Origin of the sequence: Streptomyces spororaveus, assembly GCF_016755875.1 — a bacterium.
GTDB classification, from domain to species: Bacteria; Actinomycetota; Actinomycetes; order Streptomycetales; family Streptomycetaceae; genus Streptomyces; species Streptomyces spororaveus.
The window spans coordinates 382206-405964 of sequence record NZ_BNED01000005.1; the positions used below are offsets into that span (position 1 = coordinate 382206).

The window sequence follows — 23759 nt, forward strand, 5'->3', positions numbered from 1 at the left end:
ACGGATCGTCAGACTAGGGGTGGCCGGTCAGCGGGGGAAGACCTCGAACGCCACGGCCGGACGCCCGCCGAAGCGGGCCGCGGCCTGCTGGGCGTTCCCGGTGAGGAAGGTACGGACGTACTCCTCGGGGTCCTGTTCCGTGAGCACCTCGATGTACGCCTTGTGCTCCAGCAGGGACTTGATCGAACGCTCCAGCCCCGGGCCGGCGTCGACCGCGTGCGTCGGGGTGGCGGATCCGGCCACCGCGACCCAGCGCACGCCGTCCCACGGCTCCAGGCCCTGCTCGATGAGCTCCGGGAAGATCCAGCGGTTCCCGGCGTCACCGGCTGCGTCCAGCACGGCCCGGCCGACGGCCTTGTGGTCGGGGGTGTTCCAGTAGCCGCCGCCCTGCGCGCCGCCCCACGTGTCACGGTGGTTGAGGGTGACGATCAGCTCGGGCCGGTGCCGCCTGATGGCCGCGGCGATGTCCCGGCGCAGGTCGAGGCCGTACTCGATGACGCCGTCGTGGTAGTCGAGGAACTCCACCTCGGAGACGCCGACGACCGCGGCGCTCGCCCGCTGCTCCGCCTCGCGCAGCGGGCCGCACTCGGCGGGGGCGATGCTGTCGATGCCGGCCTCGCCCCGCGTGGCGAGGAGGTAGACGAATTCACGGCCCCCGTCCGTCCAGTGCGCGATGGCCGCGGCGCACCCGTACTCCAGGTCGTCGGGGTGCGCGACCACCGCGAGGGCCCGCGTCCAGTCGGCGGGCATGGGCTGCAAGGCGGGCTGCTGATCAGGTTGTTCGGTCATGTCTCGCACAATAGGCGAATGGACCGTCATGGGCAGGTGGTGGCGTTGCTCGACGCCACGGGGATCTTCTTCGAGCCGGCCCGCACCGCTTTCCCCGGGGCGGACGAGGCGGCCTGGGAGCGGGCCGGGCGGCTGGATCCCGGCGCGGCCGGGCCCGACGGGTCCTGGGCGCTCGCCTTCAGGTGCTTCGCGGTCGCCCGGCCCGGCGGCCGCTGGCTGCTGGTGGACGCCGGGGTCGGGCCGGCGCAGTCCCCCGCCGCCGCGTGGGCACCGGTGCCGGGGCGGCTGCCGGACGCCCTCGCGGCGGCCGGAATCGCTCCGGCCGACGTGGAGGCGGTGGTCCTGACCCACCTGCACGAGGACCACGCGGGCTGGGCGTCGGGGATCGACGGGGAGCCCTTCTTCCCGGCGGCCCGGTACATCGTCCAGCGCGCGGAGGTGGCCGCGCTGGACCGGGCGGACCCGGTGTGGGACTGGACGGTGGCTCCGCTCCGGGCGAGCGGGCGGCTGCACGAGGTGGACGGCGTCCACCGGCCCGCCCCCGGCATCACCCTGCTGCCGACGCCCGGCCACACCCCGGGGCACCAGTCGGTGCTGGTGGACCAGGGTGCCGGGGCCCGGGACGTGGTGGTCACCGGGGACGTACTGGTGCACGCGGTCCAGCTGGGCGACCCGGCGGTGCCGTACTCCCACGAGCGCGACCGGCGGACCGCCCGGGCCTCCCGGGAGGACCTGCTGGCGCTGGCCCGGCGGCGCGGTGCCCTGCTGGCCACCGCGCACCTGACCCGCGCGTTCGTGGAGCCGCCCGCAGAGACGACGCCGGGCCGGCGCCCCTGAAGGGGGGCGCCGGCCCGGCAGGCTGAGGTGGCATCAGCCGATGGTGTGCGGGGTGGCGCCGATCCCGGTGGCGGTCGCCGCATGCACACTCCACACATCGGTCGGTTCTCCGGGTACGAGCGCCCACCCCAACCGTGTGATCAACTTCTGCGGGAGCGATGAACAGCCGCCCCTCGTCAAGCCATTGACCTGAGCGGACAGCAATCAGGCCTCGTCGCGGACGAGGGACAGCAGCCGGTCCAGGACGCGGGTGCCGCCGGCGCGGACGCCGTCGTGCTCGAACTCGTCCGTCACCCAGGTGCGCAGGCCCCGGATGGAGCGGGCCGTCTCCAGCGAGTGCGCGGTGTCCACGTACATGTCGTCGTGGTAGACGGCGGCGGCCACCGGCACCTCGTTGGCGGCCAGGCGCGCCGGGTCGTAGAGCGGCTGCCAGCCGGTACGGGCGGCCAGGAGTTCCGCGGTCTCGCGCAGCGGGGCGAGGGACGGGTCGGTGGTGAAGTGCCAGGGGTGGATGGTCTCGCCGCTGAAGAGCAGCGGCTCGTCACCGGCGAGCGTCTTGCCCGCGTCGAAGCGCGGGTGGTCCGCACGCACCCGCTCGGCGGCCCAGGCGGTGGGCGTGGCGGGGTCCTGGGCGTAGATCGCCTCGTGGACCAGCGCGTAGAGCGGGTGCCCGGCGAAGGAGAGCAGGGAGCGGGCGCTCTCCAGGAAGGCGTCGGAGAGGGCGGGTCCCCCGGGGGTCGTCACGAAGGCGTCCTCCAGCAGGTAGTGGAGCTGGTGGCTGCCGTCGCCGCCGCCGAGGAGGATGCCGAGGGACTGGAATCCCTCGACGGTGAGGCGGTGGCCGCCGGGGAGTTCGGCCGGGTGCTCCGCGAGATGGGCGGCGATCCGGCGGGCGCGTTCGACGTCCATCGGGTACCGGGCGTAGTGGGCCCGGTTCTTGCGCTCGATGCGGGGGAACGCCGCCTGGTACACCGCGTCGGCGGTGGCGGTGAGGGACGGGAGGCCGCCGGTGATCAGGGCGGCGGTCAGGCCCTCGGGGGCGGTGGAGAGGTAGTGGGTCGCGCAGAAGCCGCCGAAGCTCTGCCCGAGCACGGTCCAGGGCGCGCCGCCGGTCAGGCCGGGGCGGATGGCCTCGGCGTCGCGCACGATGGAATCGGCACGGAAGTGGGCGAGGTACTCCGCCTGCCGGTCGGGGGTGCCCCGCAGGGGCAGGGTCTGCCGGTTCACCGGGGTGGAGCGGCCGGTTCCGCGCTGGTCGAGGAGCAGCACCCGGTACTCGGCCAGGGCGCGCTGCAGCCAGGCCTGGCGGCCGATGAAGCGGCGGGCTCCGAAGCCCGGACCCCCCTCCAGGTAGAGCAGCCACGGCAGCGTCTCGGGGTCCTTGCCGGCGGCCACGACCTCGCGGGCGTACAGCTCGATCCGCTCCCCGTCCGGGCGGGCGTGGTCCAGGGGGACGGCGAACCGGTGGTCGGTGAGGACCGTGCCGGGCTGGCGGTAGCTGTGTGCGATGGTCACGGACGGCCCCCAGGGGTACGAGGAGAGGAAGGACCGCGCCCCCGGCCGGGTGACGGCGGGGGCGCGGGAGTTGTGGCGGTCCGAGTCTAGGCAGGACCTGCCGGGCCCGGCCGGGCAGGACCTGCCGGGCGGGGCGGACGGGGTGGACGGGCTGTCAGAACTCGACGACCGAGCGGAGGACCTCGCCGCGTTCCATCCGGGCGAAGGCGTCCTCGACGCCGTCGAGCGGGATGGTCTCGGAGACGAAGGCGTCCAGGTCGAGCCTGCCCTGCAGGTAGAGGTCGATGAGCAGCGGGAAGTCGCGCTCGGGCAGGCAGTCCCCGTACCAGGAGGACTTCAGGGCGCCGCCGCGGCCGAAGACGTCGAGGAGCGGGAGTTCGAGCTTCATCTCCGGGGTCGGCACGCCCACCAGGACCACGGTCCCGGCGAGGTCGCGCGCGTAGAAGGCCTGCTGGTACGTCTCGGGGCGGCCCACGGCGTCGATGACCACGTCCGCGCCGTTGCCGCCGGTGAGGCCCTGGATCGCCTTGACCACGTCGTCCGTGCGCCCGTTGACGGTGTGCGTGGCCCCCAGGCCGCGGGCCCACTCCAGCTTCCGGTCGTCCAGGTCCACCGCGATGATCTTCGAGGCGCCGGCCAGCCGGGCTCCGGCCACGGCCGCGTTGCCCACTCCCCCGCAGCCGATGACGGCGACGGAGTCGCCGCGGCCGACGTTGCCGGTGTTCAGGGCGGCGCCGAGGCCTGCCATCACGCCGCAGCCGAGAAGTCCGGCGGCGGCCGGGGCGGCGGCCGGGTCCACCTTGGTGCACTGTCCGGCCGCGACCAGGGTCTTCTCGGCGAAGGCGCCGATGCCGAGGGCCGGGGAGAGCGGGGTGCCGTCCTCCAGCGTCATCGGCTGCGTGGCGTTGTGCGTGGCGAAGCAGTACCAGGGGCGGCCGCGCTTGCAGGCGCGACAGGTGCCGCACACCGCGCGCCAGTTCAGGATCACGAAGTCGCCGGGGGCCACGGAGGTGACGTCCGCGCCGACCGATTCGACGACTCCGGCGGCCTCGTGGCCGAGGAGGAAGGGGAACTCGTCGTTGATGCCGCCCTCGCGGTAATGCAGGTCGGTGTGGCAGACCCCGCAGGCCTGCACCCGGACGAGGGCCTCGCCGGGTCCCGGGTCGGGCACGAGGATCGTCGTCGTCTCCACCGGTGCGCCCTTGCTCCGGGCGATGACCCCTCGTACGCGATGCGTCACGTCGTACCTCTGCTCTGATCGAATCCGTCTGGATCAACGAACGTACACGGATGCCACGCCGTACGGGAGTTGTGTCACCTCACGGCGCGCGACCCGGCCAGATCCGGTGGTACGGCGGCGCGAAGTGCCGTCCCGAAGGCGGCCACGGCCGGGTGGGCGCCGGCTCCGCTGCGGAAGGCGAGGTTGGTACGGCGCTCCATGAGCAGGCGGGTGAGGCGTACCGCCGGATCGGCCGGGCCCGTGATCCCGAGCTGCGGTACGACGGCCACGCCCTGGCCCGCCGCGACGAGGGCGAGCACGGTGGCGAACTCGTCGACCTGGTGGCGGACTCGGGGGGTGAAGCCGGCGGCCTGGCAGGCCCGGACGGTCATGGCGTGGCAGAGCGTGCCGGGGGTGGCGGTGATCCAGGGTGCCCGGGCGTGCGTACGCAGGACCGCGCCCTGGTCCGGTTCCCCGGACGGGCCGGGCGCCTCGGAGGCGGGCGCGGCCAGGTACATCGCCTCGCCGTAGAGCGGTTCGGTGGCCAGTCCCGGCTCGGGCTCGGCGGGTACGAAGTCGTACGCGTGCACCAGGGCCACGTCCAGGTCCCCGGCCCGCAGGGCGTGGGCCACCGCCGCCGGGTCGGTCTCCGAGACCATCGGCTCCAGCCCCGGGTGGAGCCGGGCGAGGGCGATCAGCGCGGCCGGGACGATGGCCCGGGTGGCGGTCGGGAAGGCGCCGATCCGCAGGGCCCCGGCCAGGCCCCCGCGCGCCTCGGCAAGGTCGGCGTCGGCCTGCTCCAGCCGTTCGAGGACGGCCTCGGCGTGCCGGACCAGGTTCTGGCCGGCCGGGGTGAGGCGGACCCGGCGGCCGGTGCGCTCCAGCAGGGGCAGGCCGGCCTCCCGTTCGAGGACGCCGAGCTGCTGGGAGACCGCCGAAGGGCTGAAGGCGAGGGCCTCGGCCACGGCGGCGATGGTGCCGCGGCGGGCGAGTTCGCGCAGCAGGCGCAGGCGTCGTACATCGAGCATCGGCTCAGCTTACGGGTCGGGTAAGAAATGCGAACTGGATTTGATCCTCGGAGCGGGCGAGGCTCGGGGGCATGGCACAGGACATCGCACAGGGCATCGCACAGACCTTCCCGCTGCACGGGATCCACGTACCGCTCGTCACCCCCTTCACCCGCGCCGGAGGCGTCGCCGCCGAGGCGCTGGAGGCGCTGGCCCACGAGGTGCTCGACGCGGGTGCGACCGGGATCGTCGCGCTCGGCACCACCGCGGAGACCGCCGGACTCGACGAGGCGGAGCGCGACCTCGTCACGTCGGTGTGCGCCCGCGTCTGCGGCGAGCGGGGCGCGCCGCTGACCGTCGGCGCGGGGGCGGGCGGCACCCGGGCCGCCGAGGCCTCGCTGACCCGGCTGACGCGGTGGCCCGAAGCGCGGGCGGCGCTGGTGACCGTGCCGCCCTTCGTGCGGCCCTCGGCCGCCGGGGTGCTGGCGCACTTCGCGCGGCTGTCCGAGGTGAGCCCCGTACCGCTGATCGTTTATCACATCCCCTACCGCACGGGGCAGCCGCTGGACGCGGCCGCGCTGCGGGCGCTCGGGGAGCTGCCGGGGGTCACCGGGGTGAAGTACGCGGGCGGTGGCATCGGCGAGGACGCGGTGGCGCTGCTCGGTGACCTGCCGGCCGGGTTCGGGGTGCTGGCCGGTGACGACGTGTACCTGTCACCGCTGCTGGCGCTGGGCGCGGTGGGCGGGATCCTGGCCTCGGCGCATCTGGCGACGGACCGTTTCACGGAGCTCGCCGCGGCCTGGCGGGCGGGCGACGCGGCCCGGGCGCGGCCGCTGGGGCACGCGCTGGCCCGGATGTCGGCGGCCGCCTTCGCCGAGCCCAATCCGGCGGTGATCAAGGGCGTCCTGCACGCCCAGGGGCGGATCCCGTCCCCGGACGTCCGGCTGCCCCTGCTGCCGGCCTCGCGGGGGGCGGTGGCGGCCGTGACGGCGGCCCTGGAGCGGCTGGCGTGACCCGCGGGCGCAGACCGGCCGGCGATCCGCCGGAAAGAGTCCTGAATGGGCGATTCGCCGCCTAAGGGCCAGTCGCCCGAATGAGCCCACCGGAGGGCGGACTTGCCCGTATTGGCCGTCCGGTCGGCGAGCCGTGATGTGAGCCACACCGGACACCTCAACATCATTTCCGGAAAACAGCCGATTCCCTTTCCCCGGAAAGGGAATCGGCTATTGCACCGATACCCCTTCAAGGTCATTTACCCGTCCGATAGCGAGATGTCGATCTATCGGTGGAATTCGGGTCTTGTTCCCACGTGGCGAGCTCACCTACGGTCACCTCGTTCCTGGTGGTCAGCTGCCTGATAAGGCCGCCGCCCGGGATCTCCCGTCCCCCCACGTGAGGAATTCCGCCATGCCTGCAAAGGGTAAGCACCGTCGGCCGAAGCAGTACCGGATCACCCGCAAGCTGGCTCTCGCCGGCACCGGTGGCGCGGCCCTCACTCTCCCGTTGATCAGCGCGACCACCGCCGGGGCGGCGGAGACGGCCGCCGCCCCCACGACGTATTCCGTGGTCGCGGGCGACACCCTTTCGGAGATCGCGGCGGACCATTCCCTGAGCGGCGGCTGGCAGCAGCTCTACGCGGCGAACCGGAGCGTCATCGGCGACAACCCGTCGATCATCCGGCCCGGCATCAAACTGAAGCTCGGCACCCCGGCGGAGACCGAACGTGCGAGCAGGTCCGCCGCCCGGACCACCCTCAAGCCCGCCGCCCAGCCCGCTGCCAAGCCGGCCGCGAAGCCCGCGACCGCCTACCCGAACAATCTCGACGGGTGGATCCGCGAGTCCCTCGCCGTCATGGCCAAGCACGGTATTCCCGGCTCCTACAACGGAATTCACCGCAATGTGATGCGGGAGTCCTCGGGCAATCCGCTGGCGATCAACAACTGGGACATCAACGCCCAGAACGGGATCCCGTCCAAGGGGCTGCTCCAGGTCATCGATCCGACCTTCCGCGCCTACCACGTGCCCGGCACCTCGCAGAACTCCTACGACCCGGTCGCCAACATCACCGCCGCCTGCAACTACGCGGCCGCGCGGTACGGCTCGATCGACAACGTCAACGGGGCCTACTAGAAGCCGGGAAACCCGCGCCGGTTCACACCGGGCGATGCCGGGCGGCGCGGACGAGGATCCGCAGGGGCGCCGCCAGGCCGTAGCCGATGTCCCGCCGCAGGGCGGTCACCCCCGCCCGCTCCACGGCGGTCAGCTGGTGCGCCATCAGCTCCGTCATGGTCGCGATGACGGGACGCAGCCCGGGTTCGGCGAGGCCGAGGATGCCGTGGGTGGCGTCCAGGGCCGTACGGGCACGCCGGCACTCGGCGGCCAGCAGAGCGCGCACGGCCGGGGTGTCGCGGGCCTGTTCCAGGTCGGCGCGGGTCACCGCATGCTCGTCGAGCCGGGCGCGCGGGATGCAGAGCCGGCCGTCCGCGAGGTCCTCGCGGAGATCGGCGAGGAAGTCCACGCGCTGGGCGGCGTCGACGAACCTCCGCCAGCCCGCGGCCTGCTCCGGGTCGGGGCCGCCCTGGTACTGCAGTCCGGTGAAGACCAGCACCCCGGGCCACGCGTAGGCGTCGAGGTAGGCCTGGAAGTCCTCCTCCGCGGCGAAGCCGTCGAAGCCCGCCTCGGCAGTGGCCGCGCCCTTCAGGAAGCGGGAGACCCAGTGCGGGGGCAGGCCGCGGGCGTCCACCGCGTGCGCGTAGGCCCGCAGAAGCGGGTCGGGGCTGTCCCCGGACGTCAGGGCCGCCTCCACCCGCTCGGACAACGCGGCGAGACCGGCCGCCCGTTGCTGCGGGGTACCGGTCTCGGCGACGTCGTCGACCAGGTTCATGAAGGCGAGACCTGCGGCGAGGGCGGGCACCAGCGGCGGCGCGGCGAGCAGCCGCAGCGCCAGGTACGGGGCGGGCTCGCGGCGGAGCACCCGGCGCGCGGCGTGGGTGTAGTCGTCGCGCAGCCGGGGGCCGGAAATGCCGGCCCCCGTGAGGGTGGTGCGCCAGCTGGGCATCGTGGTCGTACTCCTGAACGCGTCGGTCCGCACGTGCGTACGCACGCACGGGTATGACGATGTCAGAACTTGGTGACCTTCTTGACCTTGCCGTCGACACCGGCGAGCGCATAGCCGCCGCGACCGTACTCGTCGATGAGGTAGGGCCGCATGCAGGGGACCTGGTCCATCATCCAGGGCTCGACGACCACATAGGTCATGGTCGGCTTCTCGACGCCCGACTCCTTCTTGGTCTGCTCGAACAGGCTGGGCAGCGCGTCCCAGTTGACCGCGGCCATGTCGATGAGCGGCTTGCCCTCCCCGACGGTGCCGTCCGGGCCCGTGCGCCGGGCGGCGCCGTCACGGTACTGCCAGGCGTCGACGGTCTCGGCGCCGGGTGCGGTGGGGATCTTGGCGAGAACGTAGCCCTCGTAGACCTTGAGGTCCACGAAGGTGGTGGTGCCGGTCTTCTCCTTGAGCGCGTCCAGGGCGATCCGGATGTTCTCCGGGGTGAGCATGCTGCCGCGGGCCGTGCCGGCCTTGGACGCACTCGCCTTCGCAGCGGGGGTGGAAGCCGGGGTACCGCCCGCGGTGGCAACGGCGGGCCGGGTGGCGCGGGAGTCGGCCGCGTCGTCGTCCCCGGACTTCCCGTCGGGCATCAACTGGACGATCCCGACCACCGCGGCCGCCAGCACCACGGTCAGCACGGCGCCGATCAGAGCCGGGCGCCTGCGCGCTGCGGGGGCCAGCCCGACGGGCGTGGTGGGAGCCGCGTAGGGGGAAGCGCCCTGGCCGAACGGCGGCGGGGTGGGCGATCCGTACGGGCCGCCGTACGGGCCGTACTGACCCGGGACGCCGGGCGCGGCCGGTGCGCCCGGCGTGGAGACCGCCGGTGCGGAGACGGCCGGCGCGGCGCCCGGCGCCCCGTAGCCGGATCCGAAAGCGGCGCTCGCGGCCCGGAGCAGTTGTTCCAGCTGGGCCCCGTCGGGCCGGGCGGCCGGGTCCCGTACGAGCAGCCGTTCCAGTACGGGTGCCAGCGGGCCGGAGCGCACGGGCGCCGGGATCGGCTCGTCGAGCACGGCGACGACCGTCGCCAGGCTGGTGGCCCGGCGCAGCGGGTTGGTCCCCTCGGCGGCCACGTAGAGGAGCATGCCGAGCGACCACAGGTCGGAGGCGGCCAGCCCCTCCTCCCCGCGGACCCGCTCGGGCGCGATGTACTCCGGGGAGCCGATCAGCACGCCGGTCGCGGTGAGTCCGGTGGAGTCGTGCAGCGCGGCGATGCCGAAGTCGGTCAGCACGGCCGACCCGTCGGGGCGCAGCAACACGTTGGCGGGCTTCACGTCGCGGTGCAGGATCCCCTCGGCGTGGGCGGCGCGCAGCGCGGACAGCACGTCGAGGCCGAGCCGCACCACGTCGGCGGGCGGCATGGGGCCGGACTCCAGGCGGTCGTGCAGGGACCCGCCCCGGACCATCTCCATGACGATCCACGGGTGCCCGTCCGTGCCCTCCGTGGGCTCGACGATGTGGTGGATCGTCACCACGTGGGGGTGGGCGAGACGGGCGAGGGCGCGGGCCTCGCGGACGGCGCGTTCGCGCATCTGGTCCGCGAGGCCCGGCTGGGCGGCGGCGGTGGCCGGGTCCGGCGGGCGCACCTCCTTGAGCGCGACCTCGCGGTGCAGGGCGATGTCGCGGGCGCGCCACACCGTACCCATGCCGCCGCTGCCTAGCGGTGCGACCAGCTCGAAACGGCCGTCGATCAGCTGTCTGCCGGCCTCACTCGTATCCATGGGCGCTCATCGTAGGGGGCGGCCGGCTCAGCAGCGCAGGCGGTCCGCCGTGAGCGTCCCCTGGACGGTGGCCAGCGTCCGGTCGTAACAGCCGCCGGGCACCGCGGACCCGTACAAGCGGTATCGGGTGGAGGTGGTGGCGACCGCGTGCCGCTGGTCGCGCGGGACGTTCGCCGTGTAGGTGGCGTCGCCCGTGTACCGGTCGTCGAGACGGGAGTTGTCGACGGTCCGGCCGCCGCGCCGGGTGACGGTGTCGGCCCGGTCGCCGAGCGACAGGACGGTGCGCAGCCGGTCGCCGGCGCCGAGGGTGGTCTCGCCGTCCATCGTGTAGGTGCGGGCGGTCCGGGTGGTGACCGGCCCGCGCGTCACGTCCTCCTCGTCGGTCCAGGTGGCGGCGAGCGCGTCCTGGTTCTCGCCGTCGGTCCAGCGGTGCACGGAGGTGTTCCGCACGGCGCGCGTGACGGTGGTGGCCACGCGGCCGTGGGAGGTGTTCAGGTGTCCGGCGACGGTGAGCCGGTGGCCGCCCTCGGTGTCCAGGCGGTGCTGTCCGCCGGGGGCCGCGGGGGTCCAGCGGGAGTGGCCGCCCGGATCGCTCTGCTCGTGCCGGGTCAGGGCGCCGGTGACGACCGCCCGGGCCTCGTCCTGCCAGAGCAGCAGGTTGGTGGGGGTGCTCCAACCGCTCTGGCCGGCCGGGACCCCGGCCACCGAGACCTCGATCCGGTGCGGACGGCCGTCGTTGAGGAGGCCTGCGTAGGGGGTGAGGTCGTAGCGGATCGGCTGGACGTCGAAGGCGCGCGGGCCGGGGGTGACGTACCAGAGGAAGGGGTTGGACCAGCCGCCCGTCCAGACGGTGGGGAAGGGCGCGGCGATGCCGGCGAGCTGTCCGTCGACCGAGACGCGGACCTCGCGGTACGGGCCGTCGGCGGCCTTGCAGGAGTACGGGGCCGCGTCCGGGGTGGTCATGTACCAGTACTCCTCGCAGCCGCCGCCCGAGCCGGTGGCGTACACCTCGGCGAGGAGGCGCTCCGTGTTGCGCGGGGTGGTGACCGACGGGGAGGTCAGGGGCAGGACGCGGTCGGGGGTGTCGGGGGCCGGGTTGCGGCCGTCGGCGGCGTAGAAGGTCAGGGTCGCCTTGACGTCGATGACACCGGTGTAGGTGTCGTCGACGACGTTGCCGATGAGCATCTCGACGGGCTGCGGGCGGGCGAGGGTGTCGCGGTAGCGGGTGACGTCCTTCTCGACGGACCAGGTGATGCCGTCGGGCGAGGGCTGCGGGGTGGAGGTGCGCAGGATCTCGACCCCGCCGAGGGCGAGGTGGCCGAGGCGGTCGTACTGGCGGCCCTTGACCTTGCCGTCGAGGCGCAGGACCACCTTGGCCCAGCCGGCCGCACCGCAGTCGGCGGGCGGTGTGTAGCTGCCCCGGTAGGGCGTGAAGTCGCGGAACTGCGCCTCGGCGAGGGTCACCTGGCAGGACCGGGTGGCGGGCCGGGCGACGGGCGGGGCCGCGGTGAGCGGGTCGTGCCAGTCGGTGCCGAACTCGGCGGGCGGCGGGTCGGCGGCCGGGGTCCCGGCGTACGCGGGTCCCGCGGCGGCCAGGGCGGCGGCGGTCAGCGCGATCGCGCCGAGCAGGCCGGTGATCCTGTGTCGTCGTCGTCTCATGGGCCCGCAGTGAAACGCGGCTCGCCGGGGCCGTGCCAGGGCCGGTGGCGCGGCCCTGGCCGGTTCCGGCCCTCCGGTCGTCCTGATCCGCCGGGTCCGTCCGATCCGTTCGGTCCCGTCGAGGCCCGTGCGGACGTCAGCGGGGCAGGACGACCACGCCGTCGTCGTCCGCGTGGACGGTGTCCCCGGCACGGAAGGTGACGTCGCCGATGGTGACGGGTTCGTCGACCGCGCCGTCGCCGGTCTTGCCGCTCTTGCGCGGGACCGTGCCGAGCGCCTTGACGCCGAAGTCGAGTCCGCCGAGGGCGACGCTGTCGCGGACCGAGCCGTTGATGATCAGGCCGGCCCAGCCGTTGGCCTCGGCCGCGCCCGCGATGAGGTCGCCGACGAGGGCGGTACGCGGCGAGCCGCCGCCGTCCACGACGAGGACCGCGCCCTCGCCCGGCGTGTGCAGGAGGGTGCGCAGCAGCGCGTTGTCCTCGTGGCAGCGCACGGTCCGTACGGGGCCGGCGAAGAGCCGGCGGCCGCCGAACTGGCGGAACCCGGTGGCGCAGATGGCCAGGGACTCGCCGTACTCGTCGTACAGGTCTGCGGTGGGGACGGGGGTGACACTCATCTGGCTACCGGATTCCTCGCTGCTCGTGCTCGTACGTCGCGGTGGTGCGGCCAGCGTAGTCGGCGGTCGCATGGCCGCTGATCCGCAGGCCCGCGCCGAGGACGAGCACGCCCGCGCACACCGCGAGGAACAGGGCCACAGGCACCGGGACGGCCCTGAGCCTGGGGGCGGTCGGGGCCGAGGAGTCGAGCGGCCGCCTGGGCGAGGTGCTAGTCGCCGGTGGCGCTCCGGAAGTTGGAGCCTGACATCGGCCGGAACCCGACGGGCGGCCGGACGTCGCCGGGCGCGAGCGGGCTCGGTTCGAGGCGTCGGGAGGCGTCGGGAGGCGTCGGCGCGGATCCGGCCGGCTCGGCCGGCGGCGCCCGGGCGGCCCGGGTCGTCCCGTACGGCGATGCCGATCCGGACGCGCACGGCGTGCACCCGCCCGGCGGCGGCGTCCTCGCGCAGCAGCCGCTGGGCGGGTCCGAGCTGCCGGCCGAGCAGCCCGCCGAGGGCGTACAGGGACGTGGCGGCCCCGAAGAGGAAGGCGATCAGGGGCCGGGGCGGCGGGCGGGCGCGTGGGGCCGGGTCAGTTGCGGGAGTTGCCGAACAGGATGCGGTACGCGATCAGCAGGACCAGCGAGCCCGCGATGGCGGAGCCCCAGGTGGCGAGGTCGAAGAACTCGGTCGTGATGGGCTTGTCCAGGACCTTCGCCGACAGCCAGCCGCCGATGAAGGCTCCGGCGACGCCGATGAGGGTGGTGCCGATCAGGCCACCGGGATCCCGGCCGGGCAGCAGGACCTTGGCGATGCCCCCGGCCAGCAGTCCCAGGATGATCCAGCTGACGATCCCCATGTCCAGTCACTCCGCTTCAGTCGTTCGGGCGTTCTCCCGGGAGGACGCGCCCGGGGGCGGAACGGTTCTCCGACGCTCAGACCGCCACGCGGCCGACCGGTACGGGAAGCTCGGCGCCCGGGCCGGGACCGGCGCCCGGACCCGCCCCCGCGGCGGGGGTCCGGGTGAGGAGGAGCACCCCGCGTGCCGCCAGGAAGGCTCCGGCCCCGGCCAGCACCAGTCCCGGCACCCCGCCCTGCAGCCGTTCGCCGAGCAGGACCATGCCGATGGCGGCCGCGGCCAGCGGGTTGGCCAGGTTCACCACGGCCAGCGGGGCACCGAGTCCGCCGCGGTAGGCCCGCTGCGAGAGCAGCATCCCGCCGACCGCGAACACCATGACGAGCACGGCCACCGCGACGACCCGGAAGCTGAGCAGCGCTCCGCCGCGACCGGCCGCCACGGCCACCGTCTGGGTCAGGGCGGAGGCCGCCGCGGAGGCCAGCCCTGAGGCGGTCGCGTGGCGCAGGCCCGAACGCGGGTCCTTGTCCGCGGTCAGCATGAGGATCACCACGAGGGTCGCGCCGGAGACGGCCAGCGCCTCGATCAGCGTGAGGGTGTCGTCGGGGGCCGGCCCGGAGGCCGGAAGCAGCAGCAGGCCCAGCCCGGCGACGGTGGCCAGGGTGCCGCGCCATTCGGTGGCGGCCACCCGGCGGCCGGACCTGCGCGCACCCAGTGGGACGGCGGCCACCAGGGTGAGCGCGCCGAGCGGCTGCACCAGCGTGAGGGGGCCGTAGCGCAGGGCCGCGGCGTGCAGCAGCGCCGCGGCGGCGTTCAGCCCGGCCGACCACCACCAGGCGCCGGAGCCCAGCAGGGCCTTGGCGGTGCGTGCGACGGCGGCCCGGGCGAGCCGTTCCTGGGCTACGGCGGCGGCCGCGTAGGCCACGGCCGAAGCGAGGCAGAGCCCGACGGCGAGGGCGGTGTCGTTCATTGTCCTGCTCCTACGGCCGCGTCCGCGCTCCGCGGGCGCGGCAGGCCTCGTACGGGGATGTCCTGTCGGGGTTCCGGGCCCGCCTCCGGGTCCGCACCCCGATCCGGGTGGTGGTCCGGGTCGTGGCCCGGGTCGCTCGTGCGTGGCTTCGGGATGAGCAGCAGCGCCGCCCAGAGGAGGACCGCGGCCACGACGGCGTCGAGCCAGTAGTGGTTGGCCGTGCCGACTATCACGAGGAGGGTCAGCAGCGGGTGCAGCAGCCACAGGAAGCGCCACCGCGAGGAGGTGGCGGCGATCATGCCGAGCGCGAGCATCAGCGCCCAGCCGAAGTGCAGTGAGGGCATGGCGGCGAACTGGTTCGCGAGGGTGTCCTCGGCCGGTGCGGCCTTGTAGACGGTGGGCCCGTAGACCTGTGCGGTGTCGATGAGCCGCGCGGCGTCGAGCAGTCGCGGGGGCGCGAGGGGGAAGGCCAGGTGCAGGGCGAGGGCGGCTCCGGTGAGTCCGGCGAGTACGCGGCGCGTCCACAGGTAGTGGGCGGGGCGTCGGACGTAGAGCCAGATCAGGAAGAGCGCGGTCGCGGGGAAGTGGACGCCGGCGTAGTAGGTGTTCGCCGTGGTGACGAGGGCGTCCCCGTGCAGCAGCAGCCGCTGTATCGCGCCCTCGCCCGGCAGGTGCAGGAAGCGCTCGGCGTCCCATATTCGCGCCGCGTTGCGGAAGGCCTCTTCGGTGCGGTCGGTCGAGAGCAGCCGGCCCGCCTTGTAGACGGTGAAGAATCCCGCGACGAGCAGCAGCTCGCGGACGAGTCGGCGGCGCGCGGCTCTCGGTCCGGCTGCCGGCCCGGCAGGTGTGGTGTGGGAGCTCATCCCCCGGTCTCTCTTCCTGTTTACGCGCACAGCGACACGCCAGTGTATCGATACATTGGCGTATCGATACGCTGGTGTACCGATACGGTCGCGTTCCCGTACACTTCCGTAGTGGAACCTGCCGTCGAGGCGACCCCGAGGAGAGCCGCATCCATGACGTCGACACCGGCCCCCGCGCGCCGCTCCAAGATCACACCGGAGCGTGAGCAGGAGTTCTACGACGCCGTCCTGGAGCAGCTGCGCGAGCACGGCTACGAGGCGCTGACCATGGAGGGCGTGGCCGCCCGGGCCAGCTGCGGGAAGTCGACGCTCTACCGGCAGTGGAAGACCAAGCCCCAGCTCGTCGCCGCCGCGCTGCGCGCGGGACGCCGCGGCCCCTTCGTCGCCGTGGACACCGGGTCCCTGGCGGGCGATCTGCGCGAGGCGGCCCGGATCGCGGCCGGCACCTCCGGCCGGGACACCCGGCTGACGCAGGCCCTCGGGCACGCCGTGCTCAGCGACGAGGAGCTCCAGGCCGCACTGCGCGAGGCACTGGTCGAGCCGGAGCTGGCCGCGTTCGCCGAGATGGTCGGGCGGGCCGTGGCGCGGGGCGAGATCGCCGCGGACCATCCGGCCGTGGAGTTCCTGCCCGCCCAGCTGATGGGTGTGCTCCGGATCCGCCCGGTACTGGAAGGGCGGTACGCGGACGCCGACTACCTGGTCCGGTTCGTCGACGCCGTGATGCTCCCGTCCCTGGGCCTCGCGCCTTCCCTCCCCACCGGCCCCCCGGCCGACCAGGCCCCCTGAACCGGCGGGCCGCCGTCCTGATGACCTGACGGCGACCTGCCCGCGCTGCCTCGTGGGGACGGCGGCAGCGCGCCACCCGGACCGGTCGGCGGCCACTCACCCCAGGGGTGGCCGCCGCCCGGTCCGCGCGGCTCGGCACCGGTCCCGGCGGCGGCCGGCCTCAGCGGAGCGCGCCCATGGTCCGGGCGAACGCCTCCGGGTCGGCCTCGAAGCCGTGCAGGCGCAGGTCGAACGACCAGGCGCCCGAGGCGTCGCGGGTGAACTCGGCGACGGTGGCCGCGGTGGCGGTGGCCACGTCCGCGAAGTCACCCTGGGCGAGGTCGGTGTGGCCCTCACGGATCCGGAACCCGGTGCCGCCGATGTCGGCGAAGGTCTTGGTACGGCCCGCGTGGCCGGCCTCGGCGTTCTGGATGACCACGCCGACCACCACCCGGCTCGACCCCGTCGCCATCCGGTCCAGTTCGATGGTCATCACCTCGTCGAAGCCGAAGCCCTGGCCGGTATGGCTGTCCCGGTTCAAGGTGATGGTTCCGTCGGGCGACCGGCTGCCGAAGTGCACCAGCTGGACGGGCGTCCCGTGGAGGTCGGCGCCGCCGTAGACCGCGGCGACGATGTCGAGGTCGTTCGCGGGCGTGCCCGCCGGGCTGGGGTCCCACCGCAGCGCGAACTCCACCCTGGCCAGCCCCTTGCGTACACCGGTCACCGAACTCCCCCTTCGTCCACAGGCATTGCCCGCCGATGATCCCACGAGCCCCCGGCCCGGTACGAACGATCGTACGTTTTCGGCCAGTTAGGCCGGTTCGGCCATGCGGCCCGGCCCTGGTCACGGCTCCGGATCCCCCGACGGAAGGGCGTCCGTACCGGATTCCGGCAGCCGCGGGGTACGGGCAGACATGATGCGCGCCACTTCACCCCATAGCGGCGCTTTTCCGCCTATTCGCGCCACACCCCTTGCGTCGCCGCCTATTGCCCCGATCCAACGCCGGCCAATCGCACGATCCGCGGCTGACCCGGATCGTTATCCTCAAGTTTTGCTCAAATCTAGTGACGGTAAGCCCGTCCACTTCCTAGCTTCCTCGTACACGTGTCCCGACGCCCCCCGTATACGCGCGGTTCCACACGCCTCCGGCGATCCCGGTGGCGCGTCCCGCGTTCCCCAGGAAAGAGTGCAGCATGAAGGTTCCCCAGGCCGGTGCGGTCGCCGCAGTGATCGCGATCGCCCTGACCGCCTCCGGGTGCGTTTTCGGCGATGGGGACCAGGGGGACGGGACCCTCGCCATCGGGATCAAGTTCGACCAGCCCGGCATAGGCATGCGGGAGACCGACGGCACCTTCTCCGGATTCGACGTCGACGTCGCCACCTATGTCGCCAAGGAGCTCGGCTACAAGGCGAACAAGATCGAATTCAAGCAGGTCTTCAGCAACGACCGCGAACTGCTGATCCAGTACAACGAGGTCAAGTTCGTCGTCGCGAGCTATTCGATCAACGAGAAGCGCAAGGAGAAGGTCGACTTCGCCGGCCCGTATTTCGTCGCGCACCAGGACCTGCTGACCCGCGCCGAGGACCGCTCGATCAACAAGGCCGAGGACCTCAATTCGAAGAGCCTGTGCTCGGTCTCCGGCTCCACCTCGGCCGAGAACCTCCGCAACAACCTCGCCCCCAAGGCGGGCCTGCTGGAGATGGGCGGGTACTCGGACTGCGTCGTCGCCCTCCAGGAGAGCCGGGTCGACGCCATGACCACCGACAACTCCATCCTGGCCGGGTACGCCGCCCGGAAGGGCAACGAGGGCAAGTTCAAGCTGCTCGGCCAGAACCTGAGCAACGAGAACTACGGCATCGGCGTCAAGAAGGGCAACAAGGAGCTCCAGCGCAAGATCAACGACGCGCTGAAGAAGATGGTCGCGGACGGCTCCTGGGAGGCGGCCGTGAAGAAGAACTTCGGCGCGAACTACAAGTACGACCCCGCTCCGGCGATCACCCCCGTGAGCTGACGGCCGTCGGGCGGCGCCGCCCGACGACCTGGTCGGAACCGGCCCCGCCGACACGACCCGACGGCCGTGACCCCTGTGCGAGGGGGTCACGGCCGTCCGTGCGATCCGTTGTCCCGCTCAGGCCACCGGGGCCTTGCCGCGCAGCACGGTCAGGAACTCCCGCATCCACCTGGAGTGGTCGGGCCACGCCCGGGCCGAGACCAGGGTGCCGTCGACGACCGTCTCGGAGTCCTCGAACTCGGCGCCGGCCGCCTTCATGTCCAGCTCCAGCGCCGGGTACGCGGTCACCCGGCGGCCGGCCAGGCCTCCGGCCGCGGCCGTGATCAGCGGGCCGTGGCAGATCTGGGCGATCGGCTTGTCGGACTCCGCGAAGGCGGCCAGGATCCGGCGCACCTCGGGGTCGTTGCGCAGGTATTCCGGCGCCCGGCCGCCGGGGACGACCAGGGCCGCGTAGTCCTCGGTGACGACGTCCGCGAAGGCCAGGTCGGCGGGCCAGGTGTAACCGGGCTTCTCGGTGTAGGTGTCGAATCCCTCCTCGAAGTCGTGGACCACGAAACGCAGTTTCTTCACCTGCGGGGCCGCGATGTGGACCTCGTACCCCTCCTCGCGCAGGCGCTGGTACGGATACAGGACCTCCAGCGACTCGGCCGCGTCGCCGGTCACGATGAGGATCTTCACTGCCATGGGCTGCTCCCGATCGGGCTGGTCATGGTCGCTCCGGCCCCACCGGGGCCACCGCTACCCTGCCCGCGGCGCGCGACCGGCACACACGAAGATCACCCAGTCCCGACACATGGTTTTCACCTGTTCGGCACATGACAATGTGACCCTCGCTCTGCCACTGACACTCCGCCAATTCCCCGGGCGGAGACGGTGCGTATGGAGAGGTACCCCCCACCCGATGAGAATCTCGCGCCTGACCCCCTGGGCGGCCTGCCTCGCGGCCGCCGCTCTGTTCGCCGTACCGGCGGCCGCGTCCGCCGGACAGCAGCGCACGACCGCAACCGAGGACGCGACGGCCGCCGCTGCGGACCCGTACGCGGACTACTACGCGAGCGCCCAGGGCAAGACCGGGCCCGCCCTGAAGACCGCCCTGCACAACATCATCAAGACCCAGTCCAAGGTGACCTACGACGGCGTGTGGAACGCCCTGAAGGTGACCGACCAGGACCCGGCGAACCCCAACAACGTCATCCTGGTCTACTCCGGCCGCTCCCAGTCCAAGTCGACGAACGGCGGTGGGGTCAACGACTGGAACCGCGAGCACGTCTGGGCCAAGAGCCACGGCGACTTCGGCACCGCCACCGGCCCCGGCACCGACCTGCACCACCTGCGCCCCGAGGACGTCACCGTCAACAGCACCCGGGGCAACAAGGACTTCGACAAGGGCGGCAGCCCCGTCAGCGAGGCGCCGGGCAGCCTGACCGACGCCGACTCCTTCGAGCCGCGCGACGCGGTCAAGGGCGACGTGGCCCGGATGCTGCTGTACATGGCCGTCCGCTACGACGGAGGCGACGGCTTCGCCGACCTGGAGCCGAACGACAAGGTCAACAACGGTTCGGCTCCCGCGATGGGCCGGATCAGCCTGCTGAAGCAGTGGAACCAGATGGACCCGCCGGACGCCTTCGAGCAGCGCCGCAACCAGGTCATATTCGACCAGTACCAGCACAACCGCAACCCGTTCATCGACCACCCGGAGTGGGTCAACTCCATCTGGTGACCGGGTCCCGCAGTCACGGCGTCCTCCGGGGGTTGGGCCGCGTCAGGCAGGGTATTCCCAGGCCAGCGGCTGCGACCCGCGCCCGACGGCAGCAGTCGTCGGAGGTACGTCGTGATGGACGGAGCCGGACTCTCCGATCGCGAGCAGCGCGCCCTCTCCGCGATCGAGGCCGAACTCAAGGGTGACCGTTCCCTCGACCGGATCCTGCGGTCCACGTCCCACCGCCGTCACCGCACCGTGGCCGCCTGGCTGCTCGGTGTGGTGGCGGCGGTGCTGTTCGTGGCGGCCTCCGTCACCGTCTCCCGGCTCCTGATCTGGATCTTCGCCGCCGTCTGGACGGCGGCGGTGCTCCTGGCGCTGCCGCTGGCCGGCCAGTGGCTGCGGCGCCGTCGGCAGCGTGCCGCCCGTACGGGGCGGCCCTAGGCCGTCTCTTCCGGATCTTGCCGGGCCCGGCCCGCCCGGCACGGCACCTCGCCGGCCCCCGGGAAGATCCGTGACCATCCGCGACCGGGAAGATCCGTGACCGGTCAGAGCCGGTCGGCAAGGGCCTTGAATTCGGACCAGGGCAGCTGGGGGGTGCGCGCGTCCCACACCTTCTGGGAGAGCGCGGCCAGCGGGGCCTGGATGCCCGCGGCCACCTGGGCCTGCGTCTGGGCGCCGGACAGGTCGCTCCAGACGGCGAGGCGCCCGCCGAGGATCTGCGGCCCGTAGGAAGCCGGGACGGGGGTCGTGCCGCGCAGTACGAGCGGGGTCCACTGTTCGTAGATCCGCTTCCCAGTGGGGTACGTGAACTGGTTGGGCTCCCCCAGCACGTAGTAGAGGAACTCGTCGTTGAGGTTGACGAGCTTGCGGCCCTCGCGCAGGTACTCCAGCGGCGGCCGGGCGCCGTTCTCCTTGCCGGTCCAGTACTCGACCTGGATGTCCTTGGCCGCGCTGGTCACTCCGCCCGCGAAGAACCCGTCGTTCCACGCCTTCAGCGCCTTGCCCGACGGCCGGACCACGTCGGCGCGGTCGTTCAGCCAGCCCGTCGCCAGGTCCTGGACCCGCGCCGAGGGCCCGTACCGCTGCTGGGCGGCGCGGGCGAGCTGGGGGAAGGAGGCCTGCGGGTCGCGGTAGACCAGTGCCTGGTACTCGTCGGCGCCCAGGTGCCAGGCTCCGCCGGGGAAGAGCGGGATGTACTCGCGCAGCAGCTCGTCCACCAGCTTGGCGGAGGCCGGGTTGGATATGTCCACGGCCCCCTTCACCGCCCGTCCCTGCGTGTCGCGCAGCTGCAGGTCGGGGTGGGCGCGCAGGACCGCGCCGAGGTGGCCGGGCGAGTCGATCTCGGGAACCACCGTGATGTGCAGCCGGGAGGCGAGCGCGTTGATCTCCCGGACCTGGGCCTTGGTGAGGTGCGGGGTGGAGACGATCTCGGGGTGCGTGTCGGACTGGATGCGGAAGGCCTGGTCGTCGGAGAAGTGCAGGCCGAGCTGGTTGAGCTTGAGGTCGGCCATCTCGCGCAGCCGGTCCTCGATCCAGTCGGCGGTGAAGGGCTTGCGGGCTATGTCGAGGTTGAGGCCGCGCTGCGGTTTGGCGGGTGCGTCGCGCACGGTGCCCTCGGGGGCCGAACCTGCGCTCTTGACCGCCTGCTTGAGGGTGCGGGTCCCGTAGAAGACCCCGGCCTGGTCCGGGCCGTTGATCCGGACGCGGCCGTCCTTGACGTCGAGGGTGTACGACTCGGGCCCTCCCCCGGCCCCGGCGTCCAGGGACAGCTGGACGTCGCCGGCGCGCGGCGCCGCCGCCGCGCCGTATCCGATGTTCAGCTCACCGGCGAGCAGTCGGGCCTCGTCGGAGAGGGCGGCGGTGTCGTCCGGGGCGACGACCACGCGGGCGTCGGGGGTGGGCTTCCAGCCGGGGCCGCGGGCGGGCACGTGCTCCCGTACCGCCGGGATGGTGCGCGGGGCGGTGGACAGGGGGTAGGACGGGGTCGGCGTGGGGGTGGGGGTGGGGGTGGGGGCGGCCTCGGCCCGGCCGGCCGCTCTGGCGGAAGAGGCCTGGGCGGAGGCGTCCGGGGCACCGGGGGCGCGCGCCTCGTCCGAGGCGGCCGTGCAGCCGGGGAGGGCAAGGGTGACCAGCGCGGCGACCGCAGCCGTCACGCTCGCGCGGACCCTCTTGTGCCGTCTCGGTGTGCTCATCATGTGCCCGTGTCCCCCGTACCAACGTGGCACGGGGGACACGGGCGCGCGACCCGGAGGTCTCAGCCGAGGGCGTCCCGCGCGGCGGTGGCGAAGCCGTGGTCCTGGTCGGGGGCGCCGCCGCCGACACCGATGGCCCCGATGAGACGGCCGTCGCGGTGGACGGGCAGCCCGCCGGCGATGAACAGCAGGGGCCGGTCGAGGGCCGTGGGCAGGGTGTGGAAGGGGGCGCCGGGCTGGACGGCTTCGACCAGGTCGGCGGTGGGGGCGTTCAGCTGGAGCGCGGTGAAGGCCTTGCGGGTGCTGGTCTCGCCGCTGATCAGGACGGCGCGGTCGTCGCGGCGGAAGGCGAGCAGGTGGCCGCCGGCGTCGAGGACGGTGACGCTGACCGTGACCCCGGCAGCTTCGGCGGCGGCCGTGGCGGTGGCGACGAGCAGCTCGGCGTCCTCGGTGGTCAGGGGAACGACGGCGGCGCGGGTGGCGGTGGGCGTGGGCATGCGGTGCTTCTCCTTGCGGTGGGGCAGGCGGAAGGGGGCAGGCGGAAGGGGGCGGTTCAGTGGTGGGCGGGGACGGGCTCGGTCGCCCCGGGTGTTCCAGCCGCCACGACGGTGCCCCGGTCGCTGGGGGCCGCGCGCAGCGCCGTACGGCGTTCCAGTGCGCCGGAGACGAGGGCGAGCGCCAGGGCGGAGGCGGCCAGTGCCGCGCCGACCCAGTTGGGGGCGGTCCAGCCGAGGCCGGCGGCGATCACGAGTCCGCCGAGCCAGGCGGCGAGGGCGTTGCCGAGGTTGAAGGCGCCGATGTTGACGGCCGAGGCCAGGGTGGGCGCGCCTGCGGCCTGGTCCAGGACGCGCTTCTGGAGCGGCGGCACGGTGGCGAAGCCGAGGGCGCCGATCAGTACGAGGGTGACGGCGGCGCCGGCCTTGGTGTGGGCCGTGAGGGTGAAGACGGCGAGGGTGACGGCCAGGGCGCCCAGGGCCACGTACAGCATCGGCATGAGCGCGCGGTCGGCGTACCGGCCGCCGATGAGGTTGCCGGCGACCATGCCGAGGCCGAAGAGGACGAGGAGCCAGGTGACGGAGGTGTCGGCGAAGCCGGCCACGTCGGTCATCATCGGGGTGATGTAGGTGATCGCGGCGAAGACGCCGCCGAAGCCGAGGACGGTCATCGCCATCGCGAGCAGCACCTGGACGTTGCGGAAGGAGGCGAGCTCGCGGCGGATCCGTACCCCGCCCTCGGGACGGGGCAGCTCGGGTACCAGCCGGGCGATGCCGAGCAGACCGGCGACACCGAGCGCGGCGACGATCAGGAAGGTGACGCGCCAGCCGAGGGTCTGCCCGACGAAGGTGCCGAGCGGGACGCCGATGACGTTGGCCACCGTCAGCCCCGTGAACATCATGGCGATCGCGCCGGCCTTCTTCTCTGGGGCGACGAGTTCGGCGGCCACGACCGCGCCGATGCCGAAGAAGGCGCCGTGGGCGAGTGAGGCGACGACGCGGCCCGCGAGCATGACGCCGAAGGCGGGGGCGAGGGCCGAGAGTACGTTGCCCGCGATGAACAGGCCCATGAGCAGCATCAGCATGCGCTTGCGGGGAACGCGCGTGCCGAGCACGGTCATGAGGGGCGCGCCGAGGACGACGCCGAGGGCGTAGCCGGTGACCAGGAAGCCCGCGACGGGGATCGAGACGCCGTACGTACCGGCGACCTCGGGGAGCAGGCCCATGATCACGAATTCGGTGGTGCCGATCCCGAAGGCCCCGACGGCGAGGGCGAGGAGTGCGAGAGGCATGGGGGAGGTGTCCTTCAGGGGAGGGGGTGGTGCGGGTGCGGCGGGACGACGGCTTCGATCGCGATCGGGGGCGATTGCATGCGGTCGCCGCTTGCATGCGTCCACATTAATTGCAGACGCGGGATATTTGCAAGCGCGGGCTATTGCGGATGTGGACTATCCTGGTGGTC

At 73.2% G+C, this 23759-nt stretch carries 24 protein-coding genes; 7 read left to right on the forward strand and 17 right to left on the reverse strand.

Going from position 1 to position 23759, the window contains the following annotated elements; all coding sequences use genetic code 11:
* Window positions 1-27 precede the first annotated feature (27 nt).
* Complete coding sequence (locus Sspor_RS04410; protein ID WP_202197846.1) at window positions 28-789, reverse strand: PIG-L deacetylase family protein; 762 nt, start codon at window positions 787-789, stop codon at window positions 28-30.
* 18 nt (window positions 790-807) lie between these two features.
* Between Sspor_RS04410 and Sspor_RS04415 the strand changes: the two genes are divergently transcribed.
* Window positions 808-1626, forward strand: a complete 819-nt coding sequence (locus Sspor_RS04415; RefSeq protein WP_202197847.1) for an MBL fold metallo-hydrolase — start codon at window positions 808-810, stop codon at window positions 1624-1626.
* 204 nt (window positions 1627-1830) lie between these two features.
* Here Sspor_RS04415 and Sspor_RS04420 read toward each other — a convergent pair whose 3' ends face one another.
* From Sspor_RS04420 to Sspor_RS04430, 3 genes are all read right to left on the reverse strand, one after another.
* Entirely contained in the window at window positions 1831-3135 is a 1305-nt protein-coding gene (locus Sspor_RS04420) for an alpha/beta fold hydrolase (protein ID WP_202203475.1), read from the reverse strand.
* Window positions 3136-3295: 160 nt separating this feature from the next.
* Window positions 3296-4381: an S-(hydroxymethyl)mycothiol dehydrogenase gene (locus Sspor_RS04425; RefSeq protein WP_202197848.1), complete on the reverse strand. Its 1086-nt coding sequence runs from the start codon at window positions 4379-4381 to the stop codon at window positions 3296-3298.
* Between the two features lie 74 nt (window positions 4382-4455).
* On the reverse strand, window positions 4456-5388 hold the full coding sequence (locus tag Sspor_RS04430) for a LysR family transcriptional regulator (RefSeq protein ID WP_202197849.1): 933 nt from the start codon (window positions 5386-5388) through the stop codon (window positions 4456-4458).
* 71 nt (window positions 5389-5459) lie between these two features.
* Here Sspor_RS04430 and Sspor_RS04435 point away from each other — a divergent pair, with 71 nt between their 5' ends.
* Entirely contained in the window at window positions 5460-6380 is a 921-nt protein-coding gene (locus tag Sspor_RS04435; RefSeq protein WP_202197850.1) for a dihydrodipicolinate synthase family protein, read from the forward strand.
* A gap of 394 nt (window positions 6381-6774) precedes the next feature.
* Entirely contained in the window at window positions 6775-7497 is a 723-nt protein-coding gene (locus tag Sspor_RS04440; RefSeq protein WP_202197851.1) for a transglycosylase SLT domain-containing protein, read from the forward strand.
* A 22-nt stretch (window positions 7498-7519) separates the two neighbouring features.
* On the opposite strand, the gene Sspor_RS04445 is transcribed toward Sspor_RS04440, so the two are convergent.
* From Sspor_RS04445 to Sspor_RS04480, 8 genes are all read right to left on the reverse strand, one after another.
* Window positions 7520-8425 carry a phytoene/squalene synthase family protein gene (locus Sspor_RS04445; protein WP_202197852.1) on the reverse strand — a complete coding sequence of 302 codons (906 nt, stop codon included), beginning with the start codon at window positions 8423-8425 and terminating at the stop codon, window positions 7520-7522.
* A gap of 62 nt (window positions 8426-8487) precedes the next feature.
* On the reverse strand, window positions 8488-10191 hold the full coding sequence (locus tag Sspor_RS04450) for a serine/threonine-protein kinase (RefSeq protein ID WP_202197853.1): 1704 nt from the start codon (window positions 10189-10191) through the stop codon (window positions 8488-8490).
* A 27-nt stretch (window positions 10192-10218) separates the two neighbouring features.
* Window positions 10219-11850, reverse strand: a complete 1632-nt coding sequence (locus tag Sspor_RS04455; protein WP_202197854.1) for a peptide-N4-asparagine amidase — start codon at window positions 11848-11850, stop codon at window positions 10219-10221.
* Between the two features lie 136 nt (window positions 11851-11986).
* Window positions 11987-12466 carry a ribonuclease E activity regulator RraA gene (rraA, locus tag Sspor_RS04460; RefSeq protein ID WP_202197855.1) on the reverse strand — a complete coding sequence of 160 codons (480 nt, stop codon included), beginning with the start codon at window positions 12464-12466 and terminating at the stop codon, window positions 11987-11989.
* Window positions 12467-12470: 4 nt separating this feature from the next.
* Window positions 12471-12611: a hypothetical protein gene (locus tag Sspor_RS04465; RefSeq protein ID WP_202197856.1), complete on the reverse strand. Its 141-nt coding sequence runs from the start codon at window positions 12609-12611 to the stop codon at window positions 12471-12473.
* 423 nt (window positions 12612-13034) lie between these two features.
* Complete coding sequence (locus tag Sspor_RS04470; protein ID WP_202197857.1) at window positions 13035-13301, reverse strand: GlsB/YeaQ/YmgE family stress response membrane protein; 267 nt, start codon at window positions 13299-13301, stop codon at window positions 13035-13037.
* Between the two features lie 76 nt (window positions 13302-13377).
* A complete protein-coding gene (locus Sspor_RS04475) occupies window positions 13378-14268 on the reverse strand; it encodes a hypothetical protein (RefSeq protein WP_202197858.1) in 891 nt (296 codons plus the stop codon).
* Entirely contained in the window at window positions 14265-15131 is an 867-nt protein-coding gene (locus tag Sspor_RS04480) for a phosphatase PAP2 family protein (protein WP_202197859.1), read from the reverse strand. Before Sspor_RS04480 ends, Sspor_RS04475 begins: the two co-directional genes overlap by 4 nt.
* A 153-nt stretch (window positions 15132-15284) precedes the next feature.
* Between Sspor_RS04480 and Sspor_RS04485 the strand changes: the two genes are divergently transcribed.
* Complete coding sequence (locus tag Sspor_RS04485) at window positions 15285-15917, forward strand: TetR/AcrR family transcriptional regulator (protein ID WP_202197860.1); 633 nt, start codon at window positions 15285-15287, stop codon at window positions 15915-15917.
* 160 nt (window positions 15918-16077) lie between these two features.
* Here the strand turns inward: Sspor_RS04485 and Sspor_RS04490 are convergent, their stop codons facing one another.
* Window positions 16078-16620: a TerD family protein gene (locus tag Sspor_RS04490; protein WP_202197861.1), complete on the reverse strand. Its 543-nt coding sequence runs from the start codon at window positions 16618-16620 to the stop codon at window positions 16078-16080.
* Between the two features lie 470 nt (window positions 16621-17090).
* Between Sspor_RS04490 and Sspor_RS04495 the strand changes: the two genes are divergently transcribed.
* Entirely contained in the window at window positions 17091-17909 is an 819-nt protein-coding gene (locus Sspor_RS04495) for a glutamate ABC transporter substrate-binding protein (protein ID WP_202197862.1), read from the forward strand.
* Between the two features lie 117 nt (window positions 17910-18026).
* Here the strand turns inward: Sspor_RS04495 and Sspor_RS04500 are convergent, their stop codons facing one another.
* A complete protein-coding gene (locus tag Sspor_RS04500) occupies window positions 18027-18593 on the reverse strand; it encodes a DJ-1/PfpI family protein (RefSeq protein ID WP_202197863.1) in 567 nt (188 codons plus the stop codon).
* A gap of 217 nt (window positions 18594-18810) precedes the next feature.
* Here Sspor_RS04500 and Sspor_RS04505 point away from each other — a divergent pair, with 217 nt between their 5' ends.
* Both Sspor_RS04505 and Sspor_RS04510 read left to right on the forward strand, forming a co-directional pair.
* Window positions 18811-19629, forward strand: coding sequence for an endonuclease I family protein (locus Sspor_RS04505; protein WP_202197864.1), 819 nt, complete (start codon window positions 18811-18813; stop codon window positions 19627-19629).
* 114 nt (window positions 19630-19743) lie between these two features.
* On the forward strand, window positions 19744-20052 hold the full coding sequence (locus Sspor_RS04510; RefSeq protein WP_202197865.1) for a DUF3040 domain-containing protein: 309 nt from the start codon (window positions 19744-19746) through the stop codon (window positions 20050-20052).
* 104 nt (window positions 20053-20156) lie between these two features.
* Here the strand turns inward: Sspor_RS04510 and Sspor_RS04515 are convergent, their stop codons facing one another.
* The 3 genes from Sspor_RS04515 to Sspor_RS04525 form a co-directional block, all read right to left on the reverse strand.
* Window positions 20157-21803, reverse strand: a complete 1647-nt coding sequence (locus tag Sspor_RS04515) for a beta-N-acetylhexosaminidase (protein WP_202203476.1) — start codon at window positions 21801-21803, stop codon at window positions 20157-20159.
* Between the two features lie 62 nt (window positions 21804-21865).
* The gene (locus tag Sspor_RS04520) at window positions 21866-22300 is read right to left on the reverse strand and encodes a GlcG/HbpS family heme-binding protein (protein ID WP_202197866.1); all 435 of its coding nucleotides are present in this window, start codon (window positions 22298-22300) and stop codon (window positions 21866-21868) included.
* 56 nt (window positions 22301-22356) lie between these two features.
* Complete coding sequence (locus Sspor_RS04525) at window positions 22357-23589, reverse strand: MFS transporter (RefSeq protein ID WP_202197867.1); 1233 nt, start codon at window positions 23587-23589, stop codon at window positions 22357-22359.
* Window positions 23590-23759: the final 170 nt, after the last annotated feature.

Coding starts and splice junctions, on each gene's coding strand:
- Sspor_RS04410 (WP_202197846.1), bottom strand. CDS start 789: ATGACCGAACAACCTGATCAGCAGCCCGCCTTGCAGCCCATGCCCGCC.
- Sspor_RS04415 (WP_202197847.1), top strand. CDS start 808: ATGGACCGTCATGGGCAGGTGGTGGCGTTGCTCGACGCCACGGGGATC.
- Sspor_RS04430 (WP_202197849.1), bottom strand. CDS start 5,388: ATGCTCGATGTACGACGCCTGCGCCTGCTGCGCGAACTCGCCCGCCGC.
- Sspor_RS04435 (WP_202197850.1), top strand. CDS start 5,460: ATGGCACAGGACATCGCACAGGGCATCGCACAGACCTTCCCGCTGCAC.
- Sspor_RS04440 (WP_202197851.1), top strand. CDS start 6,775: ATGCCTGCAAAGGGTAAGCACCGTCGGCCGAAGCAGTACCGGATCACC.
- Sspor_RS04445 (WP_202197852.1), bottom strand. CDS start 8,425: ATGCCCAGCTGGCGCACCACCCTCACGGGGGCCGGCATTTCCGGCCCC.
- Sspor_RS04450 (WP_202197853.1), bottom strand. CDS start 10,191: ATGGATACGAGTGAGGCCGGCAGACAGCTGATCGACGGCCGTTTCGAG.
- Sspor_RS04455 (WP_202197854.1), bottom strand. CDS start 11,850: ATGAGACGACGACGACACAGGATCACCGGCCTGCTCGGCGCGATCGCG.
- rraA (WP_202197855.1), bottom strand. CDS start 12,466: ATGAGTGTCACCCCCGTCCCCACCGCAGACCTGTACGACGAGTACGGC.
- Sspor_RS04470 (WP_202197857.1), bottom strand. CDS start 13,301: ATGGGGATCGTCAGCTGGATCATCCTGGGACTGCTGGCCGGGGGCATC.
- Sspor_RS04475 (WP_202197858.1), bottom strand. CDS start 14,268: ATGAACGACACCGCCCTCGCCGTCGGGCTCTGCCTCGCTTCGGCCGTG.
- Sspor_RS04480 (WP_202197859.1), bottom strand. CDS start 15,131: ATGAGCTCCCACACCACACCTGCCGGGCCGGCAGCCGGACCGAGAGCC.
- Sspor_RS04485 (WP_202197860.1), top strand. CDS start 15,285: ATGACGTCGACACCGGCCCCCGCGCGCCGCTCCAAGATCACACCGGAG.
- Sspor_RS04495 (WP_202197862.1), top strand. CDS start 17,091: ATGAAGGTTCCCCAGGCCGGTGCGGTCGCCGCAGTGATCGCGATCGCC.
- Sspor_RS04500 (WP_202197863.1), bottom strand. CDS start 18,593: ATGGCAGTGAAGATCCTCATCGTGACCGGCGACGCGGCCGAGTCGCTG.
- Sspor_RS04505 (WP_202197864.1), top strand. CDS start 18,811: ATGAGAATCTCGCGCCTGACCCCCTGGGCGGCCTGCCTCGCGGCCGCC.
- Sspor_RS04510 (WP_202197865.1), top strand. CDS start 19,744: ATGGACGGAGCCGGACTCTCCGATCGCGAGCAGCGCGCCCTCTCCGCG.
- Sspor_RS04515 (WP_202203476.1), bottom strand. CDS start 21,803: ATGAGCACACCGAGACGGCACAAGAGGGTCCGCGCGAGCGTGACGGCT.
- Sspor_RS04520 (WP_202197866.1), bottom strand. CDS start 22,300: ATGCCCACGCCCACCGCCACCCGCGCCGCCGTCGTTCCCCTGACCACC.
- Sspor_RS04525 (WP_202197867.1), bottom strand. CDS start 23,589: ATGCCTCTCGCACTCCTCGCCCTCGCCGTCGGGGCCTTCGGGATCGGC.